Here is a 14,862-nt window from a genome sequence, read left to right on the forward strand (position 1 = left end):
GCCCGGGGCCCGGCCACATCCCGGCACCTCTGCCGAGCCGTGCCCCACCCCCGACAAGACTTAAGCGACGGCCGAAACAACCTTCGTGATCATCACGGACAGTTCCTGGGCTGCCTCAGCGTCATCCTCGACGGAGTTTTCCAGTGCTTCCACAGCGGACTGCATCGCCGCGGTAGCCGTATTGGACGCTTCCACTGCTTCTGCCACGGAATCCACGAGGGCCCGTGCGGCGTCGCTAAACCCTGAAATATCTGTCACCTGCAGCCAACTGGAAATCATCTCGCGCGGTGGTTCCATAATGCGGTTGACCGACGCCAACCGCTTGGAAAGGCGCCCAGCCAGCAAGTCGTAGCTGCGCAGCTGGTCACGCATGGTCTGGATACCATCCTCGAGGGCCATGGCCAGCACCTTGAGCGCTTTCGCCGCATTGCCGTCAGTCTGGCCTTTACCCTCCACTTCGGTGGCGTACTTGGTGGCAACCGTCGCGTGCAGGCGCGCCAGCGCGATACTGAAACGCGTGCTGTGCGCAGATTCCACCAGCTTATCTGCCAGCTCCTGCAATTCATCCAAGTAGGAGTCCACGATGCCGTGCATGCCAGCCCACGTGCGCAGCGGCGCCAGCAGCAGGGTGCTTTGCGGGCCTTCGACGTCGAGTTGCGCCATCTGCTCGCTGATCTGTGCACCAACGCCTGCTTCCTGGGCCAGTTCAGCGGAGCTTTCGGCAATCTTTTCCGCCGTGGCGATGAGCGCTTCCTGCTGGTCCATCCATACGCCCAGCTTCTCGTGAATCGCAGCAATCGCGGTCGCAACCTCGCCTGAGCCTGGGTTCAACCCCTGCGACTGCTTCTCACGCTCGAGCACTTCAGCTGGCATGATGCGGTTCTGGAACTGCTCATAGCTATCCAGGCCCAGTTCCTTGAGCGCAGCCACGATGTGGCCCGCCGAGGCCTCAGCCATCTGTGCGCGCTTCACGCCGGCGGCGGTGCACTCCTTCTCAATGCCACGAATCTGCTCGTAGAGGCTCCACGCCGTATCTGCGGATGCGGTCAGCGGGCAGGTACGTACGGAAAGATATCCGCCGCCGCGCAAGGGGGTGACGGTTGCCAGCACGTCGTAGGGGCTGCCGTCTGCTGCTGCGTTGCGCACGTACGCGGCGAACGGCTTGCCCGCTTTAAGGGTGGCCCACATGGCGTGGAAGGCGCCGGCTGGCATGAAATCATTACGGATAATGTTGTGCGGCGCCCCGACGAGCTCCTCCCGGGAGTGTTGGGACAGCCGGACGAACACGTCGTTGGCTAGCTCAATATGTCCTTTTTCATCAGTGGTGGAGAAGAACACATCATCTACGCCAACTGGGTTGTTCGCTGCCACGGGGCTGCTCCTCACATTCATACCTAAGAATTTGCTTACTAGAGCTTAAACATTCAGCCCTAATAGAACAACCGGCGGACATAGCTTTATGCTATGCCCGCCGGTCAAAGGTGGTGCTCCGCGCGAACTAGCGGCGCGCACTACCCCCTAACGGAGTACGTTGAGTTCTACCTTCTGGAAACTCTTCACGTCCGTGTAACCACACTTTGCCATCGCGCGACGCAGCCCGCCCACAATGTTGTGGCGACCCATCGGGTCCGCGGACGGCCCGTGCAGAATGACCTCGAGTGGTGCCAGGTCGAAACCAAAGTCATTGGTTTCCACCCAACCGCGCGGGTACCGCGGGTGTGCGGCAGCGGTCGGCCAGTAGGCACCCTTGCCGGCAGCCTCGTTAGCAGTGGAGAGCAACGCGCCCAGCATGACGGCGTCCGCACCGCAGGCTAGTGCCTTAACGACGTCGCCGGAAGTGTAGAACTCGTCATCGGCGATGATGTGCACGTAGCGGCCTTCGGTTTCATCCAAGTATTCGCGGCGCGCGGCAGCAACATCGGCGATAGCGGTGGCTAGCGGGGTTTCGATGCCCAACGCGATGTCGTTGGTGTTTGCGCCACCGCCAACGATCACGCCCACGGCACCAGTGCGCATCATGTGCAATGCGGTGGTGTAGTCGGTGACGCCACCAGCAATCACCGGTACGTCAAGCTTGCCGATGAAGTCCTTCAGGTTGAGCGCCTCGCCGGTGCTGTCCACGTGCTCCGCGGAGGTCACGGTGCCCTGGATAATCAGGAGTTCCGCACCCGCCTTAATCACTGGCTCGGCCAGCTCGCGAGCGTGCTGCGGGCTGACGCGCACGGCAACGGTCACACCGGATTCACGGACCTGCTGGATACGTTCGGTCAGAAGGTCAAGGTCCAGTGGTGCGGCGTGGAGTTCCTGCAGCACCTTGTTGGATTCGGAACCTTCACGTTCGTTCTGGGCGGCCTCGAGGACCTGCGCAATCGCTGCGTCCAAGTCGCGGTGGCGTCCCCACAAGCCCTCGGCGTTAATCACGCCTAGGCCACCTTGCTTGCCCATCTCGATGACGAACTCTGGGGATGCCAAGGCGTCGGTTGGGTGGCTGATGAGTGGGATGTCGAACCGGTAGGCGTCGATATGCCAGGTTGTGTCTACGTCCTTCGAGGAACGGGTACGGCGGTTCGGCACGATGGAAATGTCGGATAGGCCGTAGACGCGGCGGGCACGTTTGTTGAGTCCAATATCAACGTAATCACGCATGGTGTTCTCCTGCGATTAGCGGTAGTTAGGTGCTTCGACAGTCTGGGTGATGTCGTGCGGGTGGGATTCCTTCAGTCCAGCGGCGGTGATCTGGACGAAGCGCTTGGTCTGCAGTTCAGCGATGTTTGCGGAACCGGTGTAGCCCATCGCAGCACGCAGGCCACCGACCATCTGGTGGGTGATTGCGTCGATGGAACCACGGAATGGGACGCGGCCTTCAATGCCCTCTGGGACCAGCTTGTCCTCACTCTTCACGTCTGCCTGGAAGTAGCGGTCCTTGGAGTAGGAGCGCTTCTCACCGGTGAGGCCACGGCCTTGCATAGCGCCCATGGAGCCCATGCCACGGTAGCGCTTGTACTGCTTACCGCCGACGACCACGATGTCGCCAGGTGCCTCGGCGGTGCCGGCGAGCATGGAACCCAGCATGACGGTGTCCGCACCAGCAGCCAGCGCCTTAGCGATGTCGCCAGAGAACTGCATGCCACCGTCAGCGATGACTGGAACGCCAGCTGCCTTGGCAGGCACGGATGCTTCCAGGATGGACGTAATCTGCGGGGCGCCCACGCCAGCAACAACGCGGGTGGTGCAAATCGAACCTGGGCCAATACCAACCTTGATGGCGTCGGCACCAGCGTCGATCATGGCTTTCGCGGCCTCGCGGGTAGCCAGGTTGCCGCCAATAATGTCCACGCGGTCACCGAAATCCTTCTGGACGCGCGACACCATCTCGAGAACACGGTTGTTGTGTGCATGTGCGGAGTCCACGACAAGGACGTCCACGCCGGCGTCGACAAGCATGCCAGCACGCTCGTAGGACTCCTCACCAGTGCCGATACCCGCAGCCACCAACAGGCGACCAGACGCATCCTTCGACGCGTTCGGGTACTGCTCCGTCTTGACGAAGTCCTTCACAGTAATAAGGCCGACCAGCTTATTCTGCTTATCGACGATCGGAAGTTTCTCCACCTTATTCGCAGAAAGCAGCGCCAACGCCTCGTCCTTAGTGACGCCCTCATGAGCCACTACGAGCGGCATACTCGTCATCACCTCAGAGACCACGCGGTTGACGTCCGGTTCGAAACGCATATCACGGTTGGTACAAATGCCCAGCAGGACACCATCGCCATCGACGACAGGCAGACCCGAAATGCGGTAGCGGGCGCACAGTGCGTCTACCTCACCAATGGTCATGTCGGGGGTACACGTAACGGGGTCGGTGACCATTCCGGATTCGGAACGCTTCACGATCTCCACCTGCTCAGCCTGCTCCTGCGAGGACAGGTTGCGGTGCAGCACACCAATACCACCCTGGCGGGCCATCGCGATAGCCATGCGGGACTCCGTCACGGTGTCCATCGCAGCCGACGCAATCGGAATACCCAGCCGAATATTACGGGTGAACTGCGAAGACGTCTCTACCTCGGACGGGACGATATTCGATTCTGCCGGGAGCAGCAGCACATCATCAAACGTCAGCCCATTGAGAATGATCTTGTTCGGGTCGTCCCCACCGGTGTGTACGCGCCCGTCCTGTCCTGCCATTGCCATACTCTCTCCTAAGATTTCCGCACGGAAAAGTCCTCACGTGGTGACTTATTGCCATAACTTTACATCCGAACCCAGACACTGGGCAGACGGGGTTAATAACCATCGCCCGAATGATGGACTAGTATCGCGGGCATGTATAACGAGCTGCCACCAGACCCATTCGCCAATGACCCCAATGATCCGGCGAATCTGTTTGATGACTTTTCCGAACCAGCAGCTCCCCCACTGACCCCCGAAGATTTCCTGGCCCTGCACAACGATCTGCAATCCGTGGCTGAATTTAAAAAGCTGCTGCGCCCCCGCGGGATCGAAGGCGTCTTCTTCTACTGCGAGGACTGCGAAGAAGTCCACTACTTCGACTGGGACATCATCGAATCAAATCTCAAGGCCACCATCGCGAATAGCCTGGCCCCCGTCCACGAGCCGAGCGTAGAACCGGACCCCAACCGATACGTGCCCTGGGACTATGCCCTGGGTTACCTGCACGGCCTGCAGGACACGAACTAAACAATAAAGCTCGCACACAGTTCACTACAGTGCGCGAGCTCTTTTTATTCCCCTGCCGGTGATTGTTCTGCCGGTGCAGGCGCCGCCGGGGACGGGACGTCCGGAGCAGGCTGCGTCGGCGTGGCCGTCGGGCTCGCGGACGGGCTGGTCTGCGGCCGCGGTGCTGGCGTACTCGAGGCTGGCGCTGGCTGCGGCGCCGGCGATGGGGTCACCGTATGCGTCACGGTCACGGTTTCCGTCACCGTTGGTGGGGCTGCCGGTTCCTTCTTGTCCGTGGATTCGGGTTCCGTGGAGGTTGGGGTGCTTGTCGACGTCTGCGTGGTCGGCTTCTCATCGCGCTCAGCACGCCCATCACGGCGGTCTAGTTCAGCGACCAGGTTGCGGGCCTCTGCAAGCAGGGAGCGGGTGGCATCCATGTCGCCTTCCCCGGCCTTACTATCGATTTCCTCCAGCGTGGAGGCAAGCTCCACAACCCGGGCTTCCTGCGCGGACTGCGCCGGGCCGAGGAACGCGAAACCGCCGATAGCCATAACGATTGATGCAGCTGCAGCGCCGATTACTCCCGCGACTGGGGCACTCATTGGCTTCCGGGTGCGCCTACCACGCCGGCCTCGGCGTTCCGACAACTCGTCTGCTGGGAGGCCTGCAGCATCTTCCCCCTTCTGGGCATCCACAAGCACGTCCGGGTTAAAGGGGGCGTGGGGGGCGCGGGCGTCGTCGCGAAGCGAAGCCAACAGCTGGCCTAACTCATCATCAGGGGTGCGTCCCCGCCCGATGGCGTCGAGTGCTGCATCATCGTCGAACAATGCACGCAGCTGATCCGGACCATCCTGTCCGCGATGTGTCATCGACTATTCTCCCTTTTCCAACATGGTGCGCAACGTTGCTAATGCGCGGTGTTGCGCAACCCGCACAGCGCCTGGCGTCGAGCCCACAATCTGCGCAGTTTCCTCCGCGGTCATCCCCTCCACAACGCGGAGAATAATGATGTCGCGAGCCTTCTCACTTAAACCATCGAGAAGTCGGCGCATAGTGTTACTTCCGTCGACTTCCAGGGCATAATCCTCCGGAAGATCACGGTGACTCGTGTGCTCAGGCACCTCCTCCACCGGCTGCATCGCGTCGCGGCCCATGAATCGGTGCGCGTCGGCAACCTTGTGGGAGGCGATCCCGTACACGTACGCCATGAATGGCCGGCCCCGGTCCACGTACCGGCCGATGGACTGCGCCACCGCCAGGCAGACTTCCTGCGCCACGTCCTCCGCAGTGGGTGTCCTTCCCCCTCCGATGCGAGCGCGCGCATACCGCAATACGGGCGGGTAAATCTCCTGGAGAAGGTGGTGTAGCGCCTTTTTATCCCCACCGACTGCGGCGACGACGTACTCTTCGACGTCGTTGACAACCACCGACGAAGCCTGAGCGCTCGAATGCTCGTCCGCTGCGCCCACAGCCTCGCCTCCTCTCCGCATGAATAACTCCCGCCATTATCGCATACGAGACCACAAACCAACATAGCGGGGCACAGGGGCTGGGAACTTCGACCGCTACACGACGTCCACGCTCCCCGCAGGCCGAGTAGCCAAGAATTCACCCACTATTCATCTTCGCCGCATTGGTAGTATTTATGCAGGTGAAGGCGGGTTACACCTGCTAAGTTTTGGAGAAATTACTTCGCATATCCGCGGATTTCATAGGAAATTAACGTTCAGTTAGCAACCGTTCACATCGCTGCGCCACCCTACTCACTGTCCCCCGCACCGGCCACAACTCGGCCGAGCACCGGCCAAACGTGGCCGAATAGTGGCACAGAAATGGAGAAAACGACGTGACTGCCCCTTCAGTCCTCCCCGGACCCAACGCAGACTTCTGGGACTGGCAACTACACGGCGCCTGCCGAGGCAAAGACTCCGACGTGTTCTACCACCCAGACGGCGAACGAGGGCGGGCGCGGTGGCGTCGAGAAGCACAAGCCAAGGCCATCTGCCGTGGCTGTCCTGTCCTCTCGCAGTGCCGTGAGCACGCCCTCGCCGTGGCCGAGCCCTACGGCATCTGGGGTGGATTAAGCGAGGGCGAGCGCAACGACATCTTGCGCGGGCGCACGCGCGTGACCGCATAGCGCCGAATCATTGCCCCGCACAGCAGAAAGCCCGCACTGTTCCTGCAGAACCGTGCGGGCTTAAACGCGTAGTAGCCCTTAGTGGGCGTGGCCGTGGCCAGCTGCCTGCTCCTCGGGATCTGCGGGCTTATCCACAACAGATGCTTCGGTGGTCAGGACCATGCGGGCAACGGACGAAGCGTTGACCACTGCGGAGTGGGTTACCTTGACGGGGTCGATAATGCCCTGTTCAATAAGGTTTCCGTACTCGAGGGTCGCGGCGTTGTAGCCTTCGCCGTTGGGTAGTTCAGCAATCTTGGAGGTCACGACTGCGCCATCGACACCAGCGTTTTCTGCGATCCAGAACGCTGGCTTGGACAGTGCGCGGGACAATGCCAAGACACCGACCTTAATTTCGCCATCGAACTGCGCGGCGTATTCGCGCAGTTCCTCAGCAATCTGGACGAGTGCGGAACCGCCACCAGCGATGATGCCTTCCTGCGCTGCAGCACGTGCAGCGTTGATGGCGTCCTCGACGCGCAGCTTGCGCTCGCCAACCTCGGTCTCGGTTGCTGCACCGACGCGGATCACTGCGACGCCACCGGACAGCTTGGCCAGGCGCTCTTCCGCCTTTTCCTTGTCCCAGGTGGAGTCGGTGTTTTCGATCTCGCGACGGATCTGCTCGCGGCGTGCCTCGACAGCTTCCGCGGAGCCAGCACCCTCAACCAGAACGGTCTCGTCCTTGGTTACCGTGATGCGGCGTGCAGAACCCAGCACGTCCAGGCCAGCCTCCTGCAGGGTGACACCAACCTCAGGGTCGATGACCGTTGCGTCGGTGACAACTGCCAGATCATCCATGAATGCCTTGCGGCGCTCCCCGAAGTACGGTGCCTTCACCGCGACGACCTGCAGGGTCTTGCGGATGGAGTTCACAACCAGGGTGGACAGCGGTTCGCCGTCGACGTCCTCGGCCATGATCAGGGTGGGCTTGCCGGTCTGCGCGATCTGCTCGAGCAGCGGCAGGAACTCTGGCAGGGAGGAAATCTTGTTGCGCACCAGGAGGACCTGTGCGTTTTCCAGGACTGCCTGACCAGACTCCGGGTCGGTGACGAAGTACGGCGAGAGGTAACCCTTGTCGAAGGAAATGCCTTCGGTAATGTCCAGGGTGGACTCGATGGTCTGGGATTCCTCGACGGTCACCACGCCGTCCTTGCCCACCTTGTCCATGGCGCCAGCGACAATGTCGCCGACAACCTGGTCGCGGGAGGACACGGTCGCTACGTTTGCAATATCTGCGGTGGTGGAAACAGGGGTTGCACGCTCGCGCAACTTCTCCACGACCAGCTCAACACCCTTGGAGATGCCCTTGTTCAGCTCTACCGGGTTTGCGCCGGCTGCGACGTTGCGCAGGCCCTCAGCAACGAGTGCCTGTGCCAGCAGCGTTGCGGTGGTAGTGCCGTCGCCGGCAATGTCGTTGGTCTTAATCGCAACCGACTTCACCAGCTGTGCGCCCAGGTTCTCGAAGGGATCCTCGAGGTCAATATCACGGGCGATGGTCACGCCGTCGTTCGTGACGGTCGGGCCACCGAAAGCCTTGTCCAGGACCACATTGCGGCCGCGCGGGCCCAAGGTGACCTTGACTGCATCAGCCAGCTTATCGACGCCCCGCTGGATGCCTTCGCGTGCTTCTTGATCAAATGCAATAAGTTTTGCCATGTGGCACCGCCTTACTTGCCGACGGTTGCGAGGATGTCGCGTGCGGAAAGAATGAGGTATTCCTCGCCGTTGTACTTAATTTCGGTTCCGCCGTACTTGGAGAAGATCACGACGTCGCCTTCCTTGACGTCGACAGGGATGCGCTCGCCCTTGTCGTCGAAGCGGCCTGGGCCGACTGCGATGACGGTTGCTTCCTGCGGCTTCTCCTGCGCGGAATCTGGGATAACAAGACCGGAGGCCGTGGTGGTTTCGGCCTCGTTAATCTGAACCAAGATGCGGTCTTCAAGTGGGGTGATGTTGACGTTTGCCACTGTCATTCCTCCAGTGTGTTTCATTAGTGAATCTGTGCTGAGGCGGAACCTCAAAAAATGGCCCCGCTTCTGTTTGGCACTCTACCCCTGCGAGTGCTAGGTTTCAACAACACTCGGCCCACAGTGCGGAAACGGCGTCTAGTAGGCCTCGAGGTTCACCACCGCGTTGTGCCACAGCTGGAATTCCTGCGGGAAATCCGCCTTATAATTCTCCACCGCGCGCGCCGCTTGAGCAATGCCTTCTGCAATTTCTTCCTCCGACGCAGCGAAGAATACGGCCACGCCCGCGACCGCTTGGGTGGGGTCCAAGAAAAAGCGAGAGTTACCCGTCGCTGCTTCCAGCCGCGCCAACGATGCAATCGCATTCGGCTCCGAACCAGGCTCGGGAGCGGCGCTAAAAACCATGCGGCATGAGGTGGTTTCTTCACTAAACGCTGCCGCTGCCATCTCGGGCTCGGGACCAACGACGGTCAGTGGATTGGCAGCATCGAAAGAGATGGCTTCGGTACGCCCATCGGGGTGAACTAGGATTCCGGCGGTCATATTTCTCCAGTCTGGGTAGAAACATTGTAAGCCCTTCGCGTGAAGCGATAGGTGCAGGTCATCGACTACCGTAAGGCTTCCGACGGCCACCCGCAGCGCATGCCACAAAGATTTCACCCAGCCGTCATCTGGCGTTTATCTGACCCTACTGCCTCCTAGTTCACAATCGGGGTCTCAACCTCTAGCGAGGGGTTACAACCCACAGTCAGGTCAGAGGGCTGCGCGCCCGCATGAATAAGCTCCGCGGCCAGCGTTGCGATCATCAGCCCGTTATCCGTGCACAAGGAGAACTTGGGTACCCGCAGCTCAATCCCAGCGGCTGCGCAGCGCTCTTCCGCCAGTCCACGCAGCCGTGAATTCGCGGCCACACCACCACCGAGGAGTAGCACCCGGGCTGCCGTATCTTCGCAGGCCCGCACGGCTTTCATCGTGAGAACATCAGCTACCGCCTCTTGGAAGGACGCACACACGTCCTCAACGCTGATGACCTCGCCTTCGCGTTCAGCCTTCTCCACGTAGCGCGCCACGGCCGTCTTCAAACCAGAGAAAGAGAAATCATGGCGGTGCCCTTTTTCCTCATCAACCCTGCGCGTCAAAGCGCGCGGGAAACGGATCGCCTTCGGATTGCCGCGCTGTGCCAACTTGTCGATAACCGGACCACCCGGGTACCCCAGCCCGAGGAGTCGTGACACTTTGTCGTATGCCTCGCCGGCGGCGTCGTCAAGCGTGCTTCCCAGCTCCCGCATGGGCTTGCCCACCGCGTCGACCTCGAGCAGCTGCGTGTGCCCGCCGGAGACCAACAGCGCCACCGCATGCGGCAGGGTCTGCCCCTCCAAGTTCGCCACAGCGACGTGCCCACCCAGGTGGTTCACACCGTAGAAAGGAACGCCCCACGCCGCGGCATAAGCCTTCGCCGCCGAGGCTCCTACCAGCAAAGCACCAGCTAGACCAGGCCCTACGGTCGCGGCCACCGCATCAGGCTTATCGACGCCCACCTGCTGCAAAGCTTCACCCATCACCGGGATCATGGCCTCTAGGTGCGCACGCGATGCAATCTCCGGGACCACTCCCCCGAAGCGGGCGTGCTGCTCCATCGACGAAGCCACAACGTTCGCCAACGGCTCGAGCGCGCCGTCTTCGTGCAAGTTAAGGATGCCCACGGCGGTTTCGTCGCAGGAGCTTTCAATTCCGGCAATAATCATCTACGCATTCTCCTTGAGGGCCTCGTTGGGGCGAGGTTCGCGTTTCATAGTGTAGGCATCAGCATGAGATTGCGGGTAATAGTTCTTCCGAATCCCGAGGCGTACGAAACCAGCTTTTTCGTAGAGCCCGACTGCTGGGGCGTTATCAGTGCGGACCTCGAGGAATATGGGCCCGCCGGCGGCGTCAGCAATATCTGTGAGCTGGTCTAAGAGCGCCGTCCCCAGGCCATGCCCCTGGTAGGCGGGATCCACGCCAATCGTGTGTACTTCAAACTCCGGGAAGGCCTGCGGCCCGGCCTGGGAGAGGCCAGCGTAGCCCACGAGTTTTCCTTCGATGGTTGCGCCAAGATACGTGTTACGCGGCTGGATTAGTTCGTGCTCGAAGGCTTCCTTGGGCCACGGGGAGTCACCGGGGAATAGGATTTCCTCCAACTCCGCACAGCGCCCCGCATCCGCCTTCGTGAGCGGGCGAAACTCTGGCTTAGAGTGCGACATCAGGAATCGCCGCCGACTTTGGCTGCTGCTTCGGCGGGACCGCATCCGGGCGACGCAGGTACAACGGCTCCAGCGGGCCGGGCTCAGAGTTCAGGTCGGCGGTAGCGACCAAGCCGGCAGCACTCAGCTTCGGCTCGCGGGTAGGTACCTGCTGCCACTGCTCCGGGAGCTGCGTGGCCAACTTTTCCGGGATGACCACACATTCCGTCAGCGGACTGTCCAGGTTGCCCGGGCGGACCACATCCGGGCCACTCGTGCGGGCGCCATCGGCGTAGGCTGCCCAGTAGATTTCACGACGGCGCGCATCGGTGGCCACCAACGCGGACCCCTCCAGCTGCATGGTCGCTGCAATCGCGTCATGGGTACACACACCCCACACCGGGATCCCGCGCGCATGGCCAATCGCAGCGGCCGTGACCATACCCACGCGCAAACCCGTGAACGGACCGGGACCCACGCCCACCACAATTCCCCCAAGATCGGCGTACTCACAGCCAGCCTCCGCCAAGACCTTATTAATGGTGGGAACCAGGAGCTCATTATGGCCCTTCACATGCGGCTCAAAAGCCTCAGCGACTGCAGCACCGGTCTCCGTTGACACCACTCCCACGATGAGATCTGGGGTGGCGGTATCCACAGCTAAAATTAACACGCACCCAGCATAGCCCCCATGCGGGCGGACTTAGCGGGCGCGGGTGCCGTCGAAAAGCTCAAAAAGGCGAGCCAACACCTTCCCGCCAGAAACCCGCAGACCGTCGTGGGCATATTCGCTGGTCACCCAGTTCTTCACCCGCGGCATCAGGCGCGAGGTCGCAAGGGAGGTCTCCAGCGGAACAAAAATGTCATCCACATAAATCGCCGCCGCGCCGGGAACCTGCGAGGCTCGCAACAAATCAGCATCGTAGAGTTGCGGCCACGGATGATTCGCCAATATGCCCGCTACTTTCTTCCACGGCTTCCAGCCGGGCACCGTGTTAAACCACGCAGGATCCACGTGCTCGGCAGTCATCACCGGCTTCTCCGAGACACGGCTGGCGGCCCAACTCGTAGCCTGCCCATCGGCCCAGCACGATTCATGCAACACCCCATACAGCGGGTTCCGGGGACTATACGGAAGGGCATCGGCCAGGTCGTACAGGAACCGGTCACTGCCCATGTCTTGGTCTAAAAGCCCGTGCAGGCGCTGCCACCCATGCGTCGAACCCAATAACATGCCCAACGACTTCAGACGCGACACACTGACCACCTCCCCCGTGGGCAGCACGATGTCTCCCTTCATGGCCTGCAAAAGAAGGTCATCCCACACACTGCGATGGAACGGGAACCGGGTGAAATAGCGGTCTGCCTCCACATCCACAGCAGCTAACGTGCGGCGATACACATCCTCAACCGAGTGGCCCAAAGCCGGCAGCCCACCGGTAAAGAAGACAGCTGAAAGAGATTGCGGATGGCTCATGCAATAGTGCGCCGACGTAAACCCACCAAAAGATTGGCCCAGCAATGCCCACTGCTCCACGCCCAAGAAAGTGCGCAACGCCTCAGCGTCGCGCACGATGGCGTCCGCGCGGAAATGCGTGAGGTACTCCGCAACCTCGGCGGCCGTGCCCTGATCTAAAATGCGCGAATCAATGGGCGAGGATTCACCCGTACCCCGCTGGTCCATGAAGACCACCTGGTAACGCTCCAAAGCCACGGGCAACCACGACGGCTGCGACGGATCATGGAACGGGCGCGGGGCCTCCATCCCAGGACCGCCCTGCAGAAAAAGGAGGTACGGGAGGTCCTCCCCACCCTTCCGGGACACGATTCGGCTAGCAACAGAAAGCTCGGTCCCCACAGGTCCGTCCGCACCACCCGGACGGACCGGCTGCGTGATGTGAACTTCCCGGTAGAAAAGGGAACCGAGCTGATATTTTTTAGTAAACGTGACCGCTGGCAGAGATGTCATTTTCCACAGTGTAGTGTGGCTGCCACCGTTGGTCTAGGGAATGTCCGAGGTCGGCCTCGGCCGACCTCGGGAAAGCGCTTATGCAAGCAGGAGCAACAGCAACATCTGCGACACAATAATCTTGCCGATCATCGCCGTTGGGTAGACCGTCGCATAGCCACGCTGGGCCAACTCCGTGCCAGTCTGACCATTGAGGTACGCAATAATCGCCGGGTTCGTACAGATACCCGCGGCCACGCCCATGGCCTCATCCCAGCGCAGCTTGAGCAGGTACATGCCCACGACGATCGACAGCGCGCATACAGCGATGGTCAGAATGAAACCAACACCGATGTACACCAGGGACTTCGGGTCCGTCATAGCGGAACGGAAACCAGCACCCGCGCTCGTACCCACGCCAGCCAAGAACAGCGAGAGCCCCAGCGCCGAAATCGTGCGGTTTGCGTGGTACGGAACCTGCCAGCTGACCTTGCCCGTACGGTTCAACGCACCGAAGATAAGGCCCGCGACGATAGGACCGCCACCGCCGCCGAGCGACAGCACATGACCACCCGGAAGTGGAATCGGAACGAAGCCCAACAGCAAACCAACAAGCAGACCGAACATAAACGGCAGCAAGTCCACGTTCGCCAACTTGCTTTCACTGTCACCGAAGAGCTTATGCACCTTTGGCATATGCTCCGGGGCGGCAATCACGCGGATGCGGTCCGAGTACTGCAGCGTCTCATGCGGGTCCGGGACGACCTCCGTATCGCCACGGCGCAGGCGGGCAATACTGAAACCATTAGCGTACGGATCCAGCTGGCCAATCTGCATGCCAGCAATCTTCGGAGAAGAGATGGTCACCGAAGCAAATTCCAGGCCATCGCGGGGCAGATCCACCGAAGTTTCTTCGCCCAACTGCGGGAACGCGGCGTCGAGAGCCTCCGCAGTGCCGTTGACCATAATTTCCATACCCGGGTGCAGGGGCTCGGCCGGGTTGGCCAGGCGATGCGTCTTGCCCTCGATGACGCGGGTGCCGACGATCCGCTGCCCCGTCAACTGCGCCAAACGACGAACAGTCGGCGACGGCGCACCAGCAGGTGCCTCCGGATCCGCAGCCGTACCCTTCAGCGCGGCTGCGTGCTCCGCGATGCGCACGGTGCGCCATTCCAGCGGCGCAGCAATAAGACCTTCATCTTTTGCGTCCTTGACGTGGTCAACCTTGAGAATCGCGGCACCCACGGCAGCGATAATGATGCACGCCAGCACTGCACCGGGATAGACCAGCGAATAGCCGACGACGGCATCGGCGGCGCGGCCCATATCAATGTCTTCCATTGCGGCCACGATCGCCGCCATACCTGGCGTGGAAGTCAACGCGCCGGCGAACATACCGGCACCAGAGACTTCATCCAAGCTAAAGCTACGCACGAGCCCGTAGGCCAGGCCACCGAGCGCCACCACGGCAATGGCGGTGAACAGGGTCAGACGCCAGCCACGGGTGCGGAATTCGCGGAAGAATTGTTCACCCGCGCTGAGGCCGATGGCGTACACGAAGAGCGCCAAGCCCAGCTGGTGAATCAGTGGAGGAATTTGAATCTCTGGGTTGAATGCACTGAGAGCAATAGCCACGAACAACGCGGCCGCCGCCCCGAGTGAGATCCCCCAAATTTTAACTTTGCCGACTGCCAAACCTGCCACCAGGATGACGATCAACGCGACTAATGGTTGTTCTGCGAGAAAATCCAGAACCACGGCACACCACCTCTTGAATGCGTGTGCATACCCGCACCCGCAGGATTAAATGTCGGTCTAATCCTAGCAGCCGTTTGCTTTTATTCGGAATTGAATATGCCCGATTTCACCAAT

Annotated in this window: 15 protein-coding genes; 2 read left to right on the plus strand and 13 right to left on the minus strand. The window is 61.0% G+C overall.

What is annotated here, in order from left to right; genetic code table 11:
* Positions 1 to 60: 60 nt before the first annotated feature.
* The 3 genes from ATK06_RS01095 to guaB all read right to left on the minus strand — a co-directional run bounded on the left by ATK06_RS01095 (position 61) and on the right by guaB (position 4,188).
* A complete protein-coding gene (locus tag ATK06_RS01095; RefSeq protein ID WP_098388695.1) occupies positions 61 to 1,371 on the minus strand; it encodes a PAS domain-containing protein in 1,311 nt (436 codons plus the stop codon).
* Between the two features lie 147 nt (positions 1,372 to 1,518).
* The gene (locus ATK06_RS01100) at positions 1,519 to 2,646 is read right to left on the minus strand and encodes a GuaB3 family IMP dehydrogenase-related protein (RefSeq protein ID WP_048381521.1); all 1,128 of its coding nucleotides are present in this window, start codon (positions 2,644 to 2,646) and stop codon (positions 1,519 to 1,521) included.
* 15 nt (positions 2,647 to 2,661) lie between these two features.
* Entirely contained in the window at positions 2,662 to 4,188 is a 1,527-nt protein-coding gene (gene guaB / locus ATK06_RS01105; protein WP_048381963.1) for an IMP dehydrogenase, read from the minus strand.
* 138 nt (positions 4,189 to 4,326) lie between these two features.
* Between guaB and ATK06_RS01110 the strand changes: the two genes are divergently transcribed.
* Complete coding sequence (locus ATK06_RS01110; protein ID WP_197712607.1) at positions 4,327 to 4,701, plus strand: DUF5319 domain-containing protein; 375 nt, start codon at positions 4,327 to 4,329, stop codon at positions 4,699 to 4,701.
* 44 nt (positions 4,702 to 4,745) lie between these two features.
* On the opposite strand, the gene ATK06_RS01115 is transcribed toward ATK06_RS01110, so the two are convergent.
* Positions 4,746 to 5,549, minus strand: coding sequence for a DUF7547 family protein (locus ATK06_RS01115; protein ID WP_098388696.1), 804 nt, complete (start codon positions 5,547 to 5,549; stop codon positions 4,746 to 4,748).
* A gap of 3 nt (positions 5,550 to 5,552) precedes the next feature.
* Positions 5,553 to 6,170, minus strand: coding sequence for a sigma-70 family RNA polymerase sigma factor (locus tag ATK06_RS01120; protein ID WP_098388697.1), 618 nt, complete (start codon positions 6,168 to 6,170; stop codon positions 5,553 to 5,555).
* A gap of 356 nt (positions 6,171 to 6,526) precedes the next feature.
* Between ATK06_RS01120 and ATK06_RS01125 the strand changes: the two genes are divergently transcribed.
* The gene (locus ATK06_RS01125; RefSeq protein ID WP_048381523.1) at positions 6,527 to 6,817 is read left to right on the plus strand and encodes a WhiB family transcriptional regulator; all 291 of its coding nucleotides are present in this window, start codon (positions 6,527 to 6,529) and stop codon (positions 6,815 to 6,817) included.
* Positions 6,818 to 6,895: 78 nt separating this feature from the next.
* Here ATK06_RS01125 and groL read toward each other — a convergent pair whose 3' ends face one another.
* The 8 genes from groL to ATK06_RS01165 all read right to left on the minus strand — a co-directional run bounded on the left by groL (position 6,896) and on the right by ATK06_RS01165 (position 14,748).
* Positions 6,896 to 8,512 (minus strand): chaperonin GroEL, encoded by a 1,617-nt coding sequence (gene groL, locus ATK06_RS01130; RefSeq protein WP_048381524.1) that lies wholly within the window; start codon positions 8,510 to 8,512, stop codon positions 6,896 to 6,898.
* An 11-nt stretch (positions 8,513 to 8,523) separates the two neighbouring features.
* Complete coding sequence (gene groES / locus ATK06_RS01135) at positions 8,524 to 8,823, minus strand: co-chaperone GroES (protein ID WP_048381526.1); 300 nt, start codon at positions 8,821 to 8,823, stop codon at positions 8,524 to 8,526.
* A 138-nt stretch (positions 8,824 to 8,961) separates the two neighbouring features.
* The gene (locus ATK06_RS01140; RefSeq protein ID WP_048381528.1) at positions 8,962 to 9,366 is read right to left on the minus strand and encodes a hypothetical protein; all 405 of its coding nucleotides are present in this window, start codon (positions 9,364 to 9,366) and stop codon (positions 8,962 to 8,964) included.
* Between the two features lie 155 nt (positions 9,367 to 9,521).
* On the minus strand, positions 9,522 to 10,568 hold the full coding sequence (gene tsaD / locus ATK06_RS01145) for a tRNA (adenosine(37)-N6)-threonylcarbamoyltransferase complex transferase subunit TsaD (protein WP_048381529.1): 1,047 nt from the start codon (positions 10,566 to 10,568) through the stop codon (positions 9,522 to 9,524).
* Positions 10,569 to 11,063 carry a ribosomal protein S18-alanine N-acetyltransferase gene (rimI, locus tag ATK06_RS01150; protein WP_048381535.1) on the minus strand — a complete coding sequence of 165 codons (495 nt, stop codon included), beginning with the start codon at positions 11,061 to 11,063 and terminating at the stop codon, positions 10,569 to 10,571.
* Positions 11,050 to 11,715, minus strand: a complete 666-nt coding sequence (gene tsaB, locus ATK06_RS01155) for a tRNA (adenosine(37)-N6)-threonylcarbamoyltransferase complex dimerization subunit type 1 TsaB (RefSeq protein WP_048381536.1) — start codon at positions 11,713 to 11,715, stop codon at positions 11,050 to 11,052. Before tsaB ends, rimI begins: the two co-directional genes overlap by 14 nt.
* Before the next feature lie 30 nt (positions 11,716 to 11,745).
* The gene (locus tag ATK06_RS01160) at positions 11,746 to 13,011 is read right to left on the minus strand and encodes an alpha/beta fold hydrolase (RefSeq protein ID WP_098388698.1); all 1,266 of its coding nucleotides are present in this window, start codon (positions 13,009 to 13,011) and stop codon (positions 11,746 to 11,748) included.
* Between the two features lie 78 nt (positions 13,012 to 13,089).
* Positions 13,090 to 14,748, minus strand: coding sequence for an aspartate:alanine exchanger family transporter (locus tag ATK06_RS01165; protein WP_048381537.1), 1,659 nt, complete (start codon positions 14,746 to 14,748; stop codon positions 13,090 to 13,092).
* Positions 14,749 to 14,862 lie beyond the last annotated feature (114 nt).

The organism is Corynebacterium renale, assembly GCF_002563965.1.
In the GTDB taxonomy this organism is placed as follows: domain Bacteria; phylum Actinomycetota; class Actinomycetes; order Mycobacteriales; family Mycobacteriaceae; genus Corynebacterium; species Corynebacterium renale.

Excerpts from the sequence above, each read along its gene's own strand:
- ATK06_RS01100 (WP_048381521.1), bottom strand. The coding sequence starts at position 2,646 with ATGCGTGATTACGTTGATATTGGACTCAACAAACGTGCCCGCCGCGTC.
- guaB (WP_048381963.1), bottom strand. The coding sequence starts at position 4,188 with ATGGCAGGACAGGACGGGCGCGTACACACCGGTGGGGACGACCCGAAC.
- ATK06_RS01110 (WP_197712607.1), top strand. The coding sequence starts at position 4,327 with ATGTATAACGAGCTGCCACCAGACCCATTCGCCAATGACCCCAATGAT.
- ATK06_RS01115 (WP_098388696.1), bottom strand. The coding sequence starts at position 5,549 with ATGACACATCGCGGACAGGATGGTCCGGATCAGCTGCGTGCATTGTTC.
- ATK06_RS01120 (WP_098388697.1), bottom strand. The coding sequence starts at position 6,170 with ATGCGGAGAGGAGGCGAGGCTGTGGGCGCAGCGGACGAGCATTCGAGC.
- groL (WP_048381524.1), bottom strand. The coding sequence starts at position 8,512 with ATGGCAAAACTTATTGCATTTGATCAAGAAGCACGCGAAGGCATCCAG.
- ATK06_RS01140 (WP_048381528.1), bottom strand. The coding sequence starts at position 9,366 with ATGACCGCCGGAATCCTAGTTCACCCCGATGGGCGTACCGAAGCCATC.
- tsaD (WP_048381529.1), bottom strand. The coding sequence starts at position 10,568 with ATGATTATTGCCGGAATTGAAAGCTCCTGCGACGAAACCGCCGTGGGC.
- rimI (WP_048381535.1), bottom strand. The coding sequence starts at position 11,063 with ATGTCGCACTCTAAGCCAGAGTTTCGCCCGCTCACGAAGGCGGATGCG.
- ATK06_RS01160 (WP_098388698.1), bottom strand. The coding sequence starts at position 13,011 with ATGACATCTCTGCCAGCGGTCACGTTTACTAAAAAATATCAGCTCGGT.